15 protein-coding genes are annotated in these 14696 nt (G+C 60.1%); 8 read left to right on the forward strand and 7 right to left on the reverse strand.

Annotation, left to right across the window (positions count from 1 at the left end):
* Positions 1 to 153: 153 nt before the first annotated feature.
* The 4 genes from AC0IYS_RS11745 to AC0IYS_RS11760 form a co-directional block, all read right to left on the reverse strand.
* Positions 154 to 1104 (reverse strand): hypothetical protein, encoded by a 951-nt coding sequence (locus tag AC0IYS_RS11745; RefSeq protein ID WP_471705304.1) that lies wholly within the window; start codon positions 1102 to 1104, stop codon positions 154 to 156.
* Positions 1101 to 1958 (reverse strand): ABC transporter ATP-binding protein, encoded by an 858-nt coding sequence (locus AC0IYS_RS11750; RefSeq protein WP_471705305.1) that lies wholly within the window; start codon positions 1956 to 1958, stop codon positions 1101 to 1103. The genes AC0IYS_RS11745 and AC0IYS_RS11750 overlap by 4 nt, the downstream gene beginning before the upstream one ends.
* On the reverse strand, positions 1955 to 2326 hold the full coding sequence (locus tag AC0IYS_RS11755; RefSeq protein ID WP_471705306.1) for a GntR family transcriptional regulator: 372 nt from the start codon (positions 2324 to 2326) through the stop codon (positions 1955 to 1957). The genes AC0IYS_RS11750 and AC0IYS_RS11755 overlap by 4 nt, the downstream gene beginning before the upstream one ends.
* Positions 2327 to 2434: 108 nt before the next feature.
* Positions 2435 to 3145, reverse strand: coding sequence for a DUF72 domain-containing protein (locus tag AC0IYS_RS11760; protein ID WP_471705307.1), 711 nt, complete (start codon positions 3143 to 3145; stop codon positions 2435 to 2437).
* A gap of 575 nt (positions 3146 to 3720) precedes the next feature.
* Between AC0IYS_RS11760 and AC0IYS_RS11765 the strand changes: the two genes are divergently transcribed.
* From AC0IYS_RS11765 to AC0IYS_RS11785, 5 genes are all read left to right on the forward strand, one after another.
* Positions 3721 to 5925, forward strand: coding sequence for a bifunctional SulP family inorganic anion transporter/carbonic anhydrase (locus AC0IYS_RS11765; RefSeq protein WP_471705308.1), 2205 nt, complete (start codon positions 3721 to 3723; stop codon positions 5923 to 5925).
* 56 nt (positions 5926 to 5981) lie between these two features.
* On the forward strand, positions 5982 to 6554 hold the full coding sequence (locus AC0IYS_RS11770; protein WP_471705309.1) for a DUF1439 domain-containing protein: 573 nt from the start codon (positions 5982 to 5984) through the stop codon (positions 6552 to 6554).
* Positions 6555 to 6608: 54 nt separating this feature from the next.
* Positions 6609 to 7796, forward strand: coding sequence for a GAF domain-containing sensor histidine kinase (locus AC0IYS_RS11775; RefSeq protein ID WP_471705310.1), 1188 nt, complete (start codon positions 6609 to 6611; stop codon positions 7794 to 7796).
* A 102-nt stretch (positions 7797 to 7898) separates the two neighbouring features.
* Positions 7899 to 8405: a DUF6622 family protein gene (locus AC0IYS_RS11780; RefSeq protein WP_471705311.1), complete on the forward strand. Its 507-nt coding sequence runs from the start codon at positions 7899 to 7901 to the stop codon at positions 8403 to 8405.
* A gap of 93 nt (positions 8406 to 8498) precedes the next feature.
* The gene (locus AC0IYS_RS11785; protein WP_471705312.1) at positions 8499 to 9251 is read left to right on the forward strand and encodes a tetratricopeptide repeat protein; all 753 of its coding nucleotides are present in this window, start codon (positions 8499 to 8501) and stop codon (positions 9249 to 9251) included.
* A gap of 3 nt (positions 9252 to 9254) precedes the next feature.
* Here the strand turns inward: AC0IYS_RS11785 and AC0IYS_RS11790 are convergent, their stop codons facing one another.
* Genes AC0IYS_RS11790 through AC0IYS_RS11800 form a run of 3 tightly spaced genes read right to left on the reverse strand, consistent with a single transcriptional unit; the run spans position 9255 to position 11234 of the window.
* A complete protein-coding gene (locus AC0IYS_RS11790) occupies positions 9255 to 10031 on the reverse strand; it encodes a UDP-2,3-diacylglucosamine diphosphatase (RefSeq protein WP_471705313.1) in 777 nt (258 codons plus the stop codon).
* A gap of 21 nt (positions 10032 to 10052) precedes the next feature.
* Positions 10053 to 10547 (reverse strand): peptidylprolyl isomerase, encoded by a 495-nt coding sequence (locus AC0IYS_RS11795; RefSeq protein WP_471705314.1) that lies wholly within the window; start codon positions 10545 to 10547, stop codon positions 10053 to 10055.
* 51 nt (positions 10548 to 10598) lie between these two features.
* Positions 10599 to 11234 carry a peptidylprolyl isomerase gene (locus AC0IYS_RS11800; RefSeq protein WP_471705315.1) on the reverse strand — a complete coding sequence of 212 codons (636 nt, stop codon included), beginning with the start codon at positions 11232 to 11234 and terminating at the stop codon, positions 10599 to 10601.
* Positions 11235 to 11532: 298 nt separating this feature from the next.
* On the opposite strand from AC0IYS_RS11800, the gene cysS reads away from it, so the two are divergent.
* From cysS to AC0IYS_RS11815, 3 genes are all read left to right on the forward strand, one after another.
* Positions 11533 to 12924 (forward strand): cysteine--tRNA ligase, encoded by a 1392-nt coding sequence (gene cysS, locus AC0IYS_RS11805; RefSeq protein ID WP_471705316.1) that lies wholly within the window; start codon positions 11533 to 11535, stop codon positions 12922 to 12924.
* The gene (locus AC0IYS_RS11810; protein WP_471705317.1) at positions 12924 to 13583 is read left to right on the forward strand and encodes a DNA-3-methyladenine glycosylase family protein; all 660 of its coding nucleotides are present in this window, start codon (positions 12924 to 12926) and stop codon (positions 13581 to 13583) included. The genes cysS and AC0IYS_RS11810 overlap by 1 nt, the downstream gene beginning before the upstream one ends.
* Before the next feature lie 84 nt (positions 13584 to 13667).
* Complete coding sequence (locus AC0IYS_RS11815) at positions 13668 to 14642, forward strand: acetyl-CoA carboxylase carboxyltransferase subunit alpha (protein ID WP_090321062.1); 975 nt, start codon at positions 13668 to 13670, stop codon at positions 14640 to 14642.
* Positions 14643 to 14696: the final 54 nt, after the last annotated feature.

A 14696-nucleotide genomic window follows, 5' to 3' on the forward strand; every position in this document is an offset into this window, starting at 1 on the left:
CGGGGTCAGGTCCACTTTTTCTACACGGGCTGATCCGTTAGACCTCCGGCGCGGATCGCGGATTGCAGCGCCGCAGCGAAAATCGCCCCGCAGCTGGTACTACGGTTGAAGCCGTGTAGAATTGGTGGACCTGACCCCGGAGTTGCTGGTGGGTTAGCCTTCCTCGCGGCGGCGGCGCATCCAGATGGCCACCGCGATCATGGCGGCCCCGGCGGCGACGCCGATCCATACATTGGCGTTGCCCAAGGTTGCCCAGGATTCGCCGAAGATCTGCGGAACGGGCAAGCGGTGCGGTACGCCTTCCGTCAAGACGCGGGCGTCGTCAAACAGCAGCCACGCGCCCGGCACCACGCTGAGCAACAGACGGCAGACGATGTTGCTGACGAACCAGGCCGAGTCGATGCCGATGTGCATGGCTTTTTCGGCCCACAACAGCAGCAGCGCCGTCACCAGCGGCGTGCCGACCGCCCACAGGAACACCTTGGAGCGCGCCATGCTCGACACCATCAGCAGCCAGCCCACCGTCGGCAGCGCCCACATCACGTACAAAGGGAGCAGGCCGAGCATACGCAGCGGCGTCAGATACAGGTCCGGCGTGACGAGCAGTTCGCCGAACACGTTGGTGCCGTGCGTCAGCAACAGGAAGGCGCCAATCAACAGGATCAGCAGCGACAGCACGAAGCCGATGCCCAGCGTGATCAGCGGCGCCACGACAGCGGCGAGCAGGACCTTCGACAACACCGTCATCGCGTCCGATACCGGCAGCGATTTCCAGAACAGCAGACTGCGGTCGCGCCGCTCGTCATGCAGCGCGCCCAGGCAGTAGAAGAACACCAGCACGCCAAGCACCAGCAGCACCGGCGCGGACGAGGCCATGTACGCCTGCGCCATCGTTTCGACGACTTGCGTGCGCACCTTGCCCTCCAGCGTGACGGACAGGATTTGCGATGGCGAACCGTCACCGTTGATGCTGATGTTCTTGTCGAACGAGGCCGCGACCAGCGCCAGCACCGCGACCAGTGCGGCGATGACCGCCGGCGCCCACACCAGCATGCCCTTGTGTTCCCACATTTCGCGCTTGATCAGCCATTTCATGGTTTTCATGCGTAGGTTCCTTTCATGGTGGCGACGAACAAATCGGCGACGCTGGGGGTGCGCAGCTCGCCGAAGTTCGCCAGTTGCTCGCGCGGTACCCCGTCGAACAACATGATCGATTTGCCGAACACGGTGCGCTGGGTCATCGGTTGCAGCGCGTTGGCGGCGGCGATGAACGGTCCCTCGACCATCACTTCCGTGAAGCGCTCGCCGACTTCATCCATCGTCGCGGCCAGCGAGATCTTGCCGTCCTGGATGAACATCAGGTCGGTCAGGATGTGCTCGACCTCTTCGATCTGGTGCGTCGTGATGACGATGGTCTTGTTCTCGTCGAAATAATCCTCGAGCAGGTTCTGATAGAACTGCTTGCGGTACAGGATGTCCAGGCCGAGGGTCGGCTCGTCGAGCACCAGCAGCCTGGCGTCAATCGCCATGACCAGCGCCAGGTGCAGTTGCACCACCATGCCCTTGGACATGGCCTTGACCTTCATCTGCGGATTCAACTTGGTGATGGCCAGATACTTCTCGGCCTTGCTGCGGTCGAAGCGCGGATGCACGCCTTCCACGAAATCGATCGCATCCTTGACCTTGAGCCACTTCGGCAGGATGGCGACATCGGCGATGAAGCACACCTCGTTCATCAGCGCGTCGCGCTGGGTGCGCGGGTCCATGCCCAGCACCGAGAGCTCGCCGTCGAACTGCGTCAGTCCCAGCATCGCTTTGAGCGTGGTGGTCTTGCCCGAACCGTTGGGGCCGATCAGGCCGACAATGCGACCTGCCTCGACCGTGAAAGTGACGCCGTCCAGCGCGGCTTGCTTGCCGTATTTTTTACTGAGGTTGCTCGCGGTGATGATGGCGCTCATGAAGCACCTCCCGGTGTGGCCCGCTTGAGCAGCGATTCGGGTTGCAGGCCGAGCCGGCGAATGCGTTCGAGCATGGCTGGCCATTCTTCGCGCAGGAAGCGTTCGCGTTCGCTGGCCAACAGTTTTTCGTGGGCGCCATCAGTAACGTACATACCTAATCCCCTTCTTTTTTCGACCAAGGTTTCGTCCACGAGCTCCTGATAGGCGCGCGAGACGGTAATCGGGTTGAGTTGATAATCGGCCGCAACTTGCCTGACCGAGGGCAGGGCATCGCCCGCCTTGAGGACGCCATCGAGCATCATGCCGATGACCTTGTCCTTCAGTTGCCGGTAGATCGGCGCATTGTCATTCCAGCCTATCGTGGACATACATGTGGTCCCCTAGATGTGTGTTGATGAAGTGGTGTTGTAGTGAACTATAACAGTGATGCAAAAAAACGCAAGCAAAAATGCAACTTGATCTTTCGGCGCGACGATTTAGCCCAGTTTGGCCATCAAATCCAGCGCATTGGGGAGCGCCGCACCGGACGCGGTGTTATCGAAGATGCACCAACCGGGGTGTTTTTTTAGATACTCGGCAACTTGATTTAGATATTTTTCGTCATATGGCGAGTAATAAATTCGCGGACTACCGTGCAAGCGCGCGTAAACCATGTCGGTGGTCGGCACGAAAACGCCGGCCTGGCCCGCCGGCGGGTCGGCGATGACTCGCGTGACGCGATGCCGCTTCATCAACTCGGTCGCATCGTCGCCGAACCAGCTGCCGTGCCTCGCCTCGCAGGCGAGGGCGCATGGGAAGCTTCCGATCAAGCGCTCGAAGAACCCTCCGGCAACTTTTAGATCGAAAACCAGACTCGGCGGCAATTGCACCAGAATGCAGCCGAGTTTCTCGCCCAGCGTACCTGCCTCGGTAGAAAAACTTGCCAATAAATCATCAATGTCGACTAATTTTTGATAATGACTGATGCTTCGCGGTAACTTGACGGAAAAGCGGAAAGCATCCGGCACGCTTTCCGCCCAGCGCGCGTAGGTCGAGGCCTGATGCGGCTTGTAGAAGGATGAGTTGATTTCGGCTGCGTTCAGGACAGTGGCGTAGCGCTGCAAATGGCTGCCTTCGCCCGCAAAGTGCGCTGCCGACTGTCGGTCGATACTCCAGCCGGCGCAGCCTATACGTATATTTGAAATCATTATTATTAACTCCCCGCTCAAAAAAGAACACCTCGGTTCATTTTAAGACTTCCAGGCAATCGACGGCGCTCAATTCAAAGGATTGCCTGGACCGTTTAAGCGATCAAATTGTTGATTATTTGGAGCAACTAGCAATCCTGTATCTTCCGAATATATCTGGTATATGAATTAGTTATTATTCATTCTGCCTAAGTATAATGCCGGACTTGACATATTAAATAGCACCAAATTGGTGCGGCCAATAAAATGGCAATAGGAAATTTTTGTTTAAAATATGAATTGTCGAACAATGTTGCCATGTCCGAAAAGTCCGTGCTATATTGTTTTCACCGCTGAAGCCTTTGGTTGTCATCCTCCGCGTGGTTATCAACCACGATAGCTGTCGCGCTGAGATATTCCAATTTTCCACACGCCTGCGCAGGCGTCCTGGTTAATTGGTGGTACTGCCCTCGATAACCTTTTGTTTAAATCTCTTCCAATTCGATGTCATCTCGATCATCGGTGGATGATGGCTGGCGCCTGTCTGACTAATCATAGTCATCCGTTTAAATCATTCATCAGCATGGATATTGATTATGAATAAACTCAAATACGATATACCGGCCGCTATTGTGGTCTTCCTGGTTGCCCTGCCGCTATGCCTGGGCATTGCCCTGGCCTCCGGGGCGCCGCTGTTCTCCGGCATCATCTCCGGCATCATCGGGGGCATCGTCGTGGGGATGATCAGCGGTTCGCAGACCAGCGTCAGCGGTCCCGCCGCGGGTCTGGCCGCCGTGGTGCTGGCCTCGATCACCAAGCTCGGAACCTTCGAGATCTTGCTGGTGGCGATATTGATCGCCGGGGTGTTGCAGCTGGCAATGGGCGTATTCCGCGCCGGCTTCATCGCGAACTATATTCCCTCCAATGTGATTAAGGGCCTGCTTGCGGCGATCGGTATATTATTGATACTCAAGCAGATCCCGCATGCGATCGGCTACGACAAGAGCGACGTCGATAATTTCTCCTTCACGCAGGGCAATGGCGAGAATACATTCTCTGCGATTATCAATGCTTTGAATGTCATTACGCCGGGCGCGCTGATTATTTCATTGTTGTCTGTTTTGATCCTGGTCTACTGGGATAAAACGCCATTCAAGCGGTTCAAGCTGCTGCCGGCGCCGCTGTTTGTGGTTGCCCTCGGTATTCTGCTGAATATCATGTTCAATAAATATATGCCGGCGCTCGGCATCGAACAAACCCATTTGGTGGATATTCCGCCGATCGATACGAGCAATCTCGGCGCTTATCTGCATTTGCCGGATATTACCCATTTCGCCAATCGCGACGTCTGGTTCGTCGGCATCACCATCGCCATTGTGGCCTCGCTGGAAACACTGCTGAATGTCGAAGCGGTCGACAAGCTCGATCCCCACAAGCGTGAAACCCCGCCGAACCGCGAGCTGGTGGCCCAGGGAGTGGGTAACATCTTCGCCGGCCTGTTGGGCGGCTTGCCGGTGACTTCGGTGATCGTGCGCAGCTCGGTGAACGTCCAGTCCGGCAACAAAACCAAGGCTTCGGCGGTATTACACGGCGTCTTCATGCTAGTCAGCGTTGCATTGTTGAGTCCCTTATTGAATCTCATTCCGCTCGCCGCGCTGGCAGCCATCCTCATCACTACCGGCTATAAACTGGCGAAAATATCGTTGTTCCGCGATATGTACCAAAAGGGCTGGTCGCAATTCGTTCCGTTCGTCATTACCGTGCTGGCAATTGTTTTCACCGATTTGCTGATGGGCGTATTGATCGGCTTGGCGGCAGGCGTGTTTTATCTCATGCGCAGCAATTTCCGCAATCCTTTCTCCTTGGAGCAATACCGCCTGCATATCGGTGAAGTGGTGAAGATGGAATTGCCGAACCAGGTATCGTTCCTGAACAAGGCCACGATCAAAACCGCACTGTGGGAAATTCCCGATGGCTCCAAGGTTCTGATCAACGCCAGCAATGCCGATTTTATCGATAATGATGTTTTGGAAACTATCCAGGACTACCGTGTAGTCGCCGCCGAGCGCGACGTGCAGCTGAACGTCATCGGTCTGCGCGACAAATATGCGCTGAACGATCCGATCCAGTTCGTGCCCGTGCTGGACCAGGAAACCCAGAAAAAGCTGCGTCCGCATGAAGTGTTGCAACTGCTGCGCGATGGCAATGAGCGCTTCAAGGCCGGCCGCTGCTTCGAAAAGTACTACCTGCACCAGGCCGACGCGACCGCCTCCGGCCAGCATCCGATGGCGGTGGTGGTGAACTGCATCGATTCCCGCACCTCGCCGGAGATCATTTTCGATGCCGGTCTGGGCGACTTGTTGACGATCCGTATCGCCGGTAACGTCATCAGCCAGGAAATCATCGGCAGCCTGGAGATCGCGCACAAACTGGGTGCCAAGCTGATCGTCGTCAAGGGCCACTCGTCGTGCGGCGCCATCGGCCTGGCGATGGCGAACGAGCATGCGCACAGCATCGGCGCGATCACCGGCAAGATCCAGATGGCGATCCACCAGTGTTCGGGACATGGCGTGGCCGGCAGCAAGGAGTTGCGCGATCAGATCGCCCGCCAGAACATCGAGAACTCGCTGGCGGAGGTGATCAACGGCAGCGAACACCTGCGCGATTGCATCGAGCGGGGCGAAATGGGCCTGGTCGGCGCTTATCACGACATCGCCGCCAGAACGGTGCAGTTCGGCGAGTTGGTCACTGGCGACAAGGTACAGCGTTACCGCTCGTCCGATAGCCATCTCGCCGCCTGAGCCGGAACGCCGCAGGTCGGTCATAATGTCGACGAGTTCATCTCGAAACGGACCCTATGATCGACCTTAAACGCTCTCTCAAGTTTGTCTTCCCGCTGGTGGCGGCCGCGCTGCTGCTGGCTGCCTGCGCCTCCCTGATCGGCCCTCGCGAGATCGATCTCCCGCAGGAGCGGCTGCAACAAAATCTCGACCGAAAATTCCCCATGCGCCAGCGCGTGCTGGGCGTGTTCGAGGTTGAGCTGAGCCATCCTCAATTGACCATCCTGGCCGAAAACAATCGCGTCGCATTGAACGTCGACCTGAACGTGACGCCGCTGCTGGCGCGCCAGGCCTGGCGCGGCAATATGACGGTGTCCGGCCGTCTCAACGTCGACAGCGTGCGCAACACCGTCTATCTGAGCGAAGCCCACGTCGATCGCTTCGCCATGGACAATATGGACGAAGGCAAACAGGTGCAGCTTGCCAGTGTCGCGAATTTGCTGGGCGATAATGTCGTCAAGGATATCGCGGTGCATACCTTCGACCCCAAAGAGTTGCGCTACGCGGGCGTGCAGTTCGTCCTGACCGGCATCAACACCCGTCCGGGCGGCCTGGTCGCGAGTCTGCGGCCGGCTGAGCAATCGCGCTAGCGTCGCTCTTTTTAGCGGGTAAGATGTCAATTCCACCCGCCAAGGACGTCCAGCATGCAACAAAAGATCGCCGCCGATATTGCCGTCATCCAGTCGATGGCCGTCGTACCGACGATACTGGAGACGGTCGCGGCGCTGACCGGCCTGCGATTTGTGTGCGTGGCACGGGTGACCGCCGATTCCTGGACCACCTGCGCGGTGCTGGACAAGCTTAACTTCGGCTTGAACGTGGGCGACGGCCTCGACGTCACCACCACCATCTGCGAGGAAGTACGCGACACCCGCCACGCCGTCGTGATCGACCACGTGGCGCAAGACGCGCGCTACCGCGACCATCACACGCCGCGCATGTACGGCTTCCAGAGTTATTTTTCGATTCCGCTGTTTCGTCCGGACGGGGACTATTTCGGCACCTTGTGCGGGCTCGACCCCGTGCCCAACGAGCTGTCGACGCCCAAAGTCAGCCAGACGCTCACCTTGTTTGCCCAGCTCATTTCGGCCCAGTTGGAGTGCGAGCGCGAGCTGGCCGAAACCCGTACGGCGCTGCTGGACGAGCAGGCCGGCGCCGAGCTGCGCGAGCAGTTCATCGCCGTGCTGGGCCACGACCTGCGCACGCCGCTCAGTTCCATCGTCACCGGCGCCGACGTGCTCGGCATGCTGGCGCTGCCGCCCCAGGCGGGCAAAGTGGTCGAGCGTATCCGCCGCAGCGCGATGCGGATCGCCGGCCTGGTCGACGACGTGGTCGATTTCACGCGCGGCCGCATGGGCGGCGGCATCGCCATCGAACTCAAGCTGGAAAGCAAGCTGCAAGCGGCCTTCGAGCAAGTCATCGCCGAATTGCGCGGCGCCCATCCGGACAGCGAGATCATCGCCGACATGTCGCTGGGCGGGCCGCTCATGGTCGATGCCGGGCGCTTGGCGCAGCTGTTGTCCAACCTGCTCAAGAACGCGCTGGTGCATGGCGACACCACGCGTCCGGTGCGCGTGCATGTCACGCAGCAGGGCGGGGCGCTGGAAATCATCGTCGCCAACGAAGGCCCGGCCATCCCTGAGGAAACCGTCAGCCAGCTGTTCAAGCCGTTCTGGCGCGGCAAGCCCGTCTACGGCCAAAAAGGGCTGGGCCTGGGCTTGTTTATCGTGTCGGAGATCGCGCTATCGCACCATGGCGAGCTCGATGTGATCTCCACCGACAACGCCACCTCGTTTATTTTCAGGATGAAAGACGCCGTTCGCGCCGGCTGACGGCAATTCGCGCCGCAATCGGGCATTTCGTCGCATCGCGCCGGCCTGGCGCCTGGCCGCAGGCATAGTGGAGGCAACTTAACCAGCCCTGCGGAGCACGCCATGATTCAGCAAATTATTTCCCATACTCCCACCTATGTGTGGGCCTTGCTGGCCTTCCTCGTCTATCGCGGCGTGATGGCCTCCCGGGACCGTGAAGTAGCGCTGTCCAAGCTGTTCATCATTCCAGTCGTCATGCTGGTGATTTCGCTTGCCGGCATCAACGGTCACGGCCTGCTGGGCGCAGGCATCTGGGGAGTCTGGCTGACCGGCATGCTGGCCACCGTCGCCATCGTCTGGACCACCGGCCAAGGCGAAATCGTGGTCGACCGCGCCGCCGGCACCGTGCTGCAGCGCGGCAGCTGGGCGCCATTGGTGCTGATGATCGCCATTTTTGTCACCAAGTACACGGTCGCCGTGCTGTCGGTGATGCATCCCGAGTTGCAGCGTCAGATACTGTTCGTCGTTGCCGTGAGCGGCTTGTTCGGCGTGTTCAACGGCGTCTTCATCGGCCGCCTGCTGCGTTGCGTCGCCGCCTATGCGCGCCAGCCGGCGGCGGCACTGGTTTGATTTAGCCAGCCCTTAAACGGCCCCGGCCTTCCTTGCGGCAGGCGGCAAGAGCTCTTACAATGGGCCGCATCGATAACATTGTTGGGGCGTTTTATGGCTATATTTGGGATCGGCATACACGTGCTGGTGGCGATTTTCTTTGCCATCCACGTGATCCGCAGCGGCCAGCAGATGTACTGGCTGATGATACTGTTCATGTTTCCCGGCATCGGCAGCGTGGTGTATTTCATCGCGATCTACCTGCCGAACTCCAAGCTGCAACACGGCGCGCGCAAGGTGGTGACGGTGGCGGCCAAGACGCTCGATCCGGGCCGCGAGCTGCGCGAGGCGCGGCAGGCCTACGAGTACACGCCGACCGCGCAGAACCAGATGCGCCTGGCGAGCGCCTTGCTGGAGGCGGGCGATGCGGACGAGGCGGCGACGACCTATGAAAGCTGCTTGCAGGGACCGTTTTCGGGCGATCTGGAGATTCGTTTCGGCGCGGCGCGCGCCACCCTGGCGTGCGGCAGGCCGGGCGCTGCGGTGACGCATTTGCAAACCATCCGCGCGGCCAATGCCAATTTCAGGCCGGAACAGGTGTCGTTGTTGCTGGCGCAGTCGCTGGCGGCGGCTGGGCGGCAGGACGAGGCGAGGGCGGAGTTCGACTACGCGCTGGGCCATCACAACAGCTTCACCACGCAGGCGGAATGCGCGATCTGGGCCGCCGGCGTGGGCGATGCGGCCAAGGCCAATCAGCTGGATCAGGAATTGCAGCGCACGATACAGCGCTGGACCAGCCATACGAGGGAATTGAACCAGCCGTTGATAAAACGGTTGAATGCCGCGATGGCGTCGGTGCGGCGATAACCGTTAAATAACGGTGCCGCTCAGGTCGTGGCGGGTGATCGCGCCGTTGGCGTCGATCGCGATCCAGCCGCCGCGCGGCGGTGTCGCGTCCGGCTCCCAGTCGGGCAGCACGTAGCGGCGCGTGGCGCCGACCTGGTGCAGGGCGGGGCGGTGCGTGTGGCCGTGGATCATGACGTCGGTCCCGGTTTGCGCGAACACGTCGCCGATCGCCTGCGGCGTCACATCCATGATCTCGTAGGATTTGGCGCCTTGCTCGCTGCGGCTGCTTTCGCGCATGCCGGCGATGATCGCCTTGCGCTGCGCCAGCGGCATCGCCATGAATTGCGCTTGATACGCCGGCTGCCGCACCATCGCCCGGAATTCCATGTACTTCACGTCCTCGGTGCACTGGGCGTCGCCATGCAATAAAACCAGGCGCTGGCCGCCGATCTCGGTGACGTAAGTCTCCGGCAGCAACGTCAACCCGGCCGCCTCGGCAAAGCCGGTGCTCACCAGGAAATCGCGGTTGCCGCCTATCCAGTAGACGCGCGTGCCGCCCTCGCTCACCTGACGCAGCGCGGCAACGACTTGCTGATGATAGGGATCGCCGATGTCGTCGTCGCCCGCCCAGAATTCGAACAGGTCGCCGAGCAGGTACAACTGTTGCGCGCGCCGCGCATGCCGCTCCAGGAAGTCGAAAAACGCTGCACTGGTGGCGGGATGCGCGGGCTGCAAATGCAGATCGGAGATAAACAGCGCGAGAACGTCGCTCGCGCGCTCGCCGGTCTGGGATTGGTTCATTGAGTCTGGTTCGCTAAAAAATTATGCGGCCAGCTCGATGCTTTCGATGATGACGTCTTCGGCCGGCACGTCGGCGAACATGCCGCTGCGGGTGGTCTTGACTTTCTTGATGGCGTCGACGATTTCGGTGCCTTCGATGACTTTACCGAACACGGCGTAGCCCCAGCCGTCCTGGCCTGGATAGTCGAGGAAGGAGTTGCCCTTGACGTTGATGAAGAACTGCGCCGAAGCCGAGTGCGGCGCCGAGGTGCGGGCCATGGCCAGGGTGTAAGGCTCGTTTTTCAGGCCGTTCTTGCCTTCGTTTTCCACGGTCGCGTCGGCCGGCTTTTGCTTCATGCCTGGCTCGAAGCCGCCGCCCTGGATCATGAAACCGTCGATCACGCGGTGGAAAATGGTGTTGTTGTAGTGGCCGGCGTTCATGTAGGCGAGGAAGTTTTCCACGGATTTCGGGGCTTTTTCGTCGTTCAGTTCGACGGTCATTTTGCCCATGTTGGTGGTGATGATTACGTTGGTCATATTCTTATCCTGTATGGTAAATGAGTTATTTTGATGCCGCAGGCCGCTATTTTACAGTTTTGGCTGGATCGGGGTTTTCAAAATCGTCGCGGACTTCACAACGACCGGGATCACCGGGATGTTCTGGAAGATACCTTTGTCGTCGACCAGCACGCCTTTGATCTTGTCGACCACTTCCTGGCCCTGGATCACTTTGCCGAACACCGTATAGCCGAAGCCGTCGCGGCCCGGGTAGTTCAGCGCCTCGTTGTCGGCGACGTTGATGAAGAATTGCGAGGTGGCCGAGTTCGGGTCGCCGGTACGCGCCATCGCCAGCGAATAGGTAACGTTGGTCAAGCCGTTCTGCGACTCGATCGGCACCGGCTTGTTGGTCTTTTTCTGCACCAGCTTTTCATCGAAACCGCCGCCCTGGATCATGAAGCCGTCGATCACGCGGTGGAAGATGGTGCCCTTATAAAAGCCCGATTTGACGTAGCCGAGGAAATTTTCCACCGACTTCGGCGCCTTTTCGCGGTCGAGCTCGACGATGATGTCGCCCATGGTGGTCTTGATCTCCACCTGCGGGGTGGGGCTGGCCGGCACGGCGGCCTTGGTCGCCGGTCCCGCCGCCAGCGCGGCGCCGGACAGCGCGACACCCGCGAACATGGTCATCAGTTTGCCGAACAGCGATGTCTGCGATTTGTACATTCTTGCTTCCCCCTAGTGATTTTGTTGGTGACGATCGGCCCGACGAGCCAAAATCCTCAGTCATATCGGGCCAATACGATTTTTATCAATGCTATACTTCTCCAATACATTCCATTCTACCCGCTGTCCGGTGGAATGAAATAAGGCAACGAACTAACGAAATAACTATACCGAGGGTCTGTCAGTCTCCACGGCATGCGATGAAATACACGGTGCGCCCCGCTTGTTTGGCGCCGCGCCAGGTTCTCGTATTGCCCGGGGCCGACGGGCGCTTCTATAAAAGAATACCAAGAGTCCGATGAGCAATTTAAAGATTTACAACACGCTGGCGCGTGACAAGCAGACATTCGTTCCCATGGAAGCCGGCAAGGTCCGCATGTATGTCTGCGGCATGACCATCTACGATTACTGCCACATCGGCCACGCCCGCATGATGATGGCGTTCGACGTCATGTACCGCTGGCTGATGGCCTCCGGCTACGAAGTCACGTACGCCCGCAACATCACGGACATCGACGACAAGATTATCAAGCGCGCGGTGGAAAACGGCGAGACGATCTCGCAGCTGACCACCCGTTTCACCAGGTACATGGACGAGGACACCGGCGCGCTGGGCATTTTGCCGCCCACCCTGGTGCCGCGCGCGACCGAATACGTGCCGCAGATGCTGGCGCTGATCGAAACGCTCGAAAGCAAGGACCTGGCCTACCAGGGCACCGACGGCGACGTCAACTACGCGGTGCGCAACTTCCCCCACTACGGCCGCCTGTCGGGCAAGTCGCTCGACGACCTGCGCGCCGGCGAGCGCGTCGACGTCAACACCGGCAAGCGCGATCCGCTCGATTTCGTGCTGTGGAAGGCGTCCAAGGAATCGGAGCCGGAAGAAGTCAAATGGGACTCGAAATGGGGCAAGGGCCGTCCGGGCTGGCACATCGAGTGCTCCGCGATGTGCTCGGCGTTGTTGGGCGAACAGTTCGACATCCACGGCGGCGGCGCCGACCTGCAGTTCCCGCACCACGAGAACGAGATCGCCCAGTCCGAGGGCGCGTTCGGCCACACGATGGTCAACTACTGGGTGCACAACGGCTTCGTGCGCGTAGACAATGAAAAGATGTCTAAGTCCCTGGGCAACTTCTTCACGATCCGCGACGTGCTGAAGAAATACGATGCCGAGGTGATCCGCTTCTTCATCCTGCGCGCCCACTACCGCAGCCCGCTCAATTACTCGGACGCGCATCTCGATGACGCCCGCGTCGCGCTGACCCGCCTGTACACCGCGCTCGATGGCGTGGAAGGCGACGGCGCAGCATTGGACTGGCAGGAACCGCACGCCGCGCGCTTTGCCGAGGCGATGGACGACGACTTCAATACGCCGGTCGCGCTGGCCGTGCTGTTCGACCTGGCCAGCGAGTTGAATCGCGCGAAATCGCCGGCCGTGGCACGCCAGCTCAAGGGCCTGGCCGACGTCATCGGCTTGCTGGCGCGCACGCCGCAGCAATTCCGCCAGGCTGCCGTCGGCGAGGCGGACACCAGCGGCGACGCCGCCATCGCCGCCGCGATCGCCCAGCGCATCGCAGCGAAAAAGGCGCGCAACTTCGCCGAATCGGACAAGATCCGCGCCGACTTGCTGGCCGCCGGCATCATCCTCGAAGACAAGCCTGACGGCACCACCAACTGGCGCCGCGCATAATGGTCACCGCCAAGGATAACGAGGGCGGAGTTAGCCCGGTATCGGCCGTGCCGCCGTACTGGGAAGAGGCCAAGATCGAGCTCATGAAGCGTGACCGCATCATGAAAAAGCTGATCCCGCAATTTGGCGACCTGCACCTGGTCGGCCACGACGACCCCTTCACCACCTTGGCGCGTTCCATCGTCGGCCAGCAAGTCACGCCCAAAGTGGCCGACGCCGCCTGGCACAAGCTGCTGCTGGCCTGTCCCAAATGCACGCCCGCGCAAGTAATCAAGGCCGGCGCCGAGCAATTGTCGGCCTGCGGCCTGTCCAAGCGCAAGACCGAATACATCCTCGACCTGGCCGATCACTTCAAGAACAAACGCGTCCACAGCGCCCAGTGGGGCCAGATGGACGACGAAGCCGTCATCGCCGAACTGGTGCAAATCCGCGGCATCGGCCGCTGGACGGCCGAGATGTTTTTGATCTTTAACCTGCTGCGCCCCAACGTGCTGCCGCTGGACGACCCCGGTCTGATCCAGGGCATCAGCCAAAATTATTTCTCGGGCGAGCCCGTCTCGCGCAGCGACGCGCGCGAGGTGTCGGCCAATTGGGAGCCGTGGCGTACCGTCGCGACGTGGTACTTATGGCGTAGTTTGGACCCAGTTACTGTAGAATAATCACTCTAATCGCTGCGCGAGGCCTTTTTGTGCGCGTCACAAGATGGCAACTGAGCCGCAGCTGAGAATAAACTCGGAGGTACAATGACCAAAACGACTTTCCTCAATTTTGAGCAACCGATTGCCGAACTCGATGGCAAAATCGAAGAACTACGATTCGTCCAGGATGATTCGGCCGTCGATATCTCAGAGGAGATCGACCGCCTGGCCAAGAAGAGCCAGCAACTGACCAAGGACATCTACGCGAAGCTGACCCCTTGGCAGGTCGCGCAAATCGCGCGTCACCCACAGCGTCCGTACACCATGGACTATGTGAATGAAATCTTCACCGACTTCCACGAACTGCACGGCGACCGCACCTACGCCGACGACCTGTCGGTCGTGGGCGGGCTGGCGCGCTTCAACGGCCAGGCGTGCATGGTCATCGGCCACCAGAAGGGCCGCGACACCAAGGAACGCGCGATGCGCAACTTCGGCATGCCCAAGCCGGAAGGCTACCGCAAGGCCATGCGCCTGATGAAGCTGGCCGAGAAATTCGGCATCCCGATCTTCACCTTCGTCGACACCCCGGGCGCCTTCCCCGGCATCGACGCCGAAGAGCGCGGCCAGTCCGAGGCGATCGGCCACAACCTGTACGTCATGGCCGAACTGAAAGTGCCGCTGATCGCCACCATCATCGGCGAAGGCGGCTCCGGCGGCGCGCTGGCGATCGCCGTCGGCGACGTCGTGCTGATGCTGCAATACTCGACCTACTCGGTGATCTCGCCGGAAGGTTGCGCCTCGATCCTGTGGAAGACCTCGGAGCGCGCGGCCGACGCCGCCGAAGCGCTGGGCCTGACCGCGCACCGCCTCAAGGCCATCGGCCTGATCGACAAGATCGTCAGCGAACCGCTGGGCGGCGCCCACCGCGATCCGAAGCAGATGGCCACCTTGCTCAAGCGCGCGCTGGCCGACTCGCTGCGCCAGTTCCACGGCATGAAAACCAAGGACCTGCTGGAAGCGCGTCACGAAAAGCTGATGAGCTACGGCAAATTCAAAGAAACCACGCCGCAGGAATAAGCGCGAGCGGCACCGCCGAAACCCGCACACCGCAGGCCGCGGTCGTACCCCTTG

The sequence above is a fragment of the Duganella sp. AC237 genome, from assembly GCF_979254035.1.

Bases quoted from the DNA above. Each gene is read 5' to 3' on its own strand.
- AC0IYS_RS11750 (WP_471705305.1), bottom strand. From the start codon at position 1,958: ATGAGCGCCATCATCACCGCGAGCAACCTCAGTAAAAAATACGGCAAG.
- AC0IYS_RS11765 (WP_471705308.1), top strand. From the start codon at position 3,721: ATGAATAAACTCAAATACGATATACCGGCCGCTATTGTGGTCTTCCTG.
- AC0IYS_RS11785 (WP_471705312.1), top strand. From the start codon at position 8,499: ATGGCTATATTTGGGATCGGCATACACGTGCTGGTGGCGATTTTCTTT.
- AC0IYS_RS11810 (WP_471705317.1), top strand. From the start codon at position 12,924: ATGGTCACCGCCAAGGATAACGAGGGCGGAGTTAGCCCGGTATCGGCC.
- AC0IYS_RS11815 (WP_090321062.1), top strand. From the start codon at position 13,668: ATGACCAAAACGACTTTCCTCAATTTTGAGCAACCGATTGCCGAACTC.
- AC0IYS_RS11760 (WP_471705307.1), bottom strand. From the start codon at position 3,145: ATGATTTCAAATATACGTATAGGCTGCGCCGGCTGGAGTATCGACCGA.
- AC0IYS_RS11790 (WP_471705313.1), bottom strand. From the start codon at position 10,031: ATGAACCAATCCCAGACCGGCGAGCGCGCGAGCGACGTTCTCGCGCTG.
- AC0IYS_RS11755 (WP_471705306.1), bottom strand. From the start codon at position 2,326: ATGTCCACGATAGGCTGGAATGACAATGCGCCGATCTACCGGCAACTG.
- cysS (WP_471705316.1), top strand. From the start codon at position 11,533: ATGAGCAATTTAAAGATTTACAACACGCTGGCGCGTGACAAGCAGACA.
- AC0IYS_RS11775 (WP_471705310.1), top strand. From the start codon at position 6,609: ATGCAACAAAAGATCGCCGCCGATATTGCCGTCATCCAGTCGATGGCC.
- AC0IYS_RS11780 (WP_471705311.1), top strand. From the start codon at position 7,899: ATGATTCAGCAAATTATTTCCCATACTCCCACCTATGTGTGGGCCTTG.
- AC0IYS_RS11745 (WP_471705304.1), bottom strand. From the start codon at position 1,104: ATGAAAACCATGAAATGGCTGATCAAGCGCGAAATGTGGGAACACAAG.
- AC0IYS_RS11800 (WP_471705315.1), bottom strand. From the start codon at position 11,234: ATGTACAAATCGCAGACATCGCTGTTCGGCAAACTGATGACCATGTTC.
- AC0IYS_RS11795 (WP_471705314.1), bottom strand. From the start codon at position 10,547: ATGACCAACGTAATCATCACCACCAACATGGGCAAAATGACCGTCGAA.
- AC0IYS_RS11770 (WP_471705309.1), top strand. From the start codon at position 5,982: ATGATCGACCTTAAACGCTCTCTCAAGTTTGTCTTCCCGCTGGTGGCG.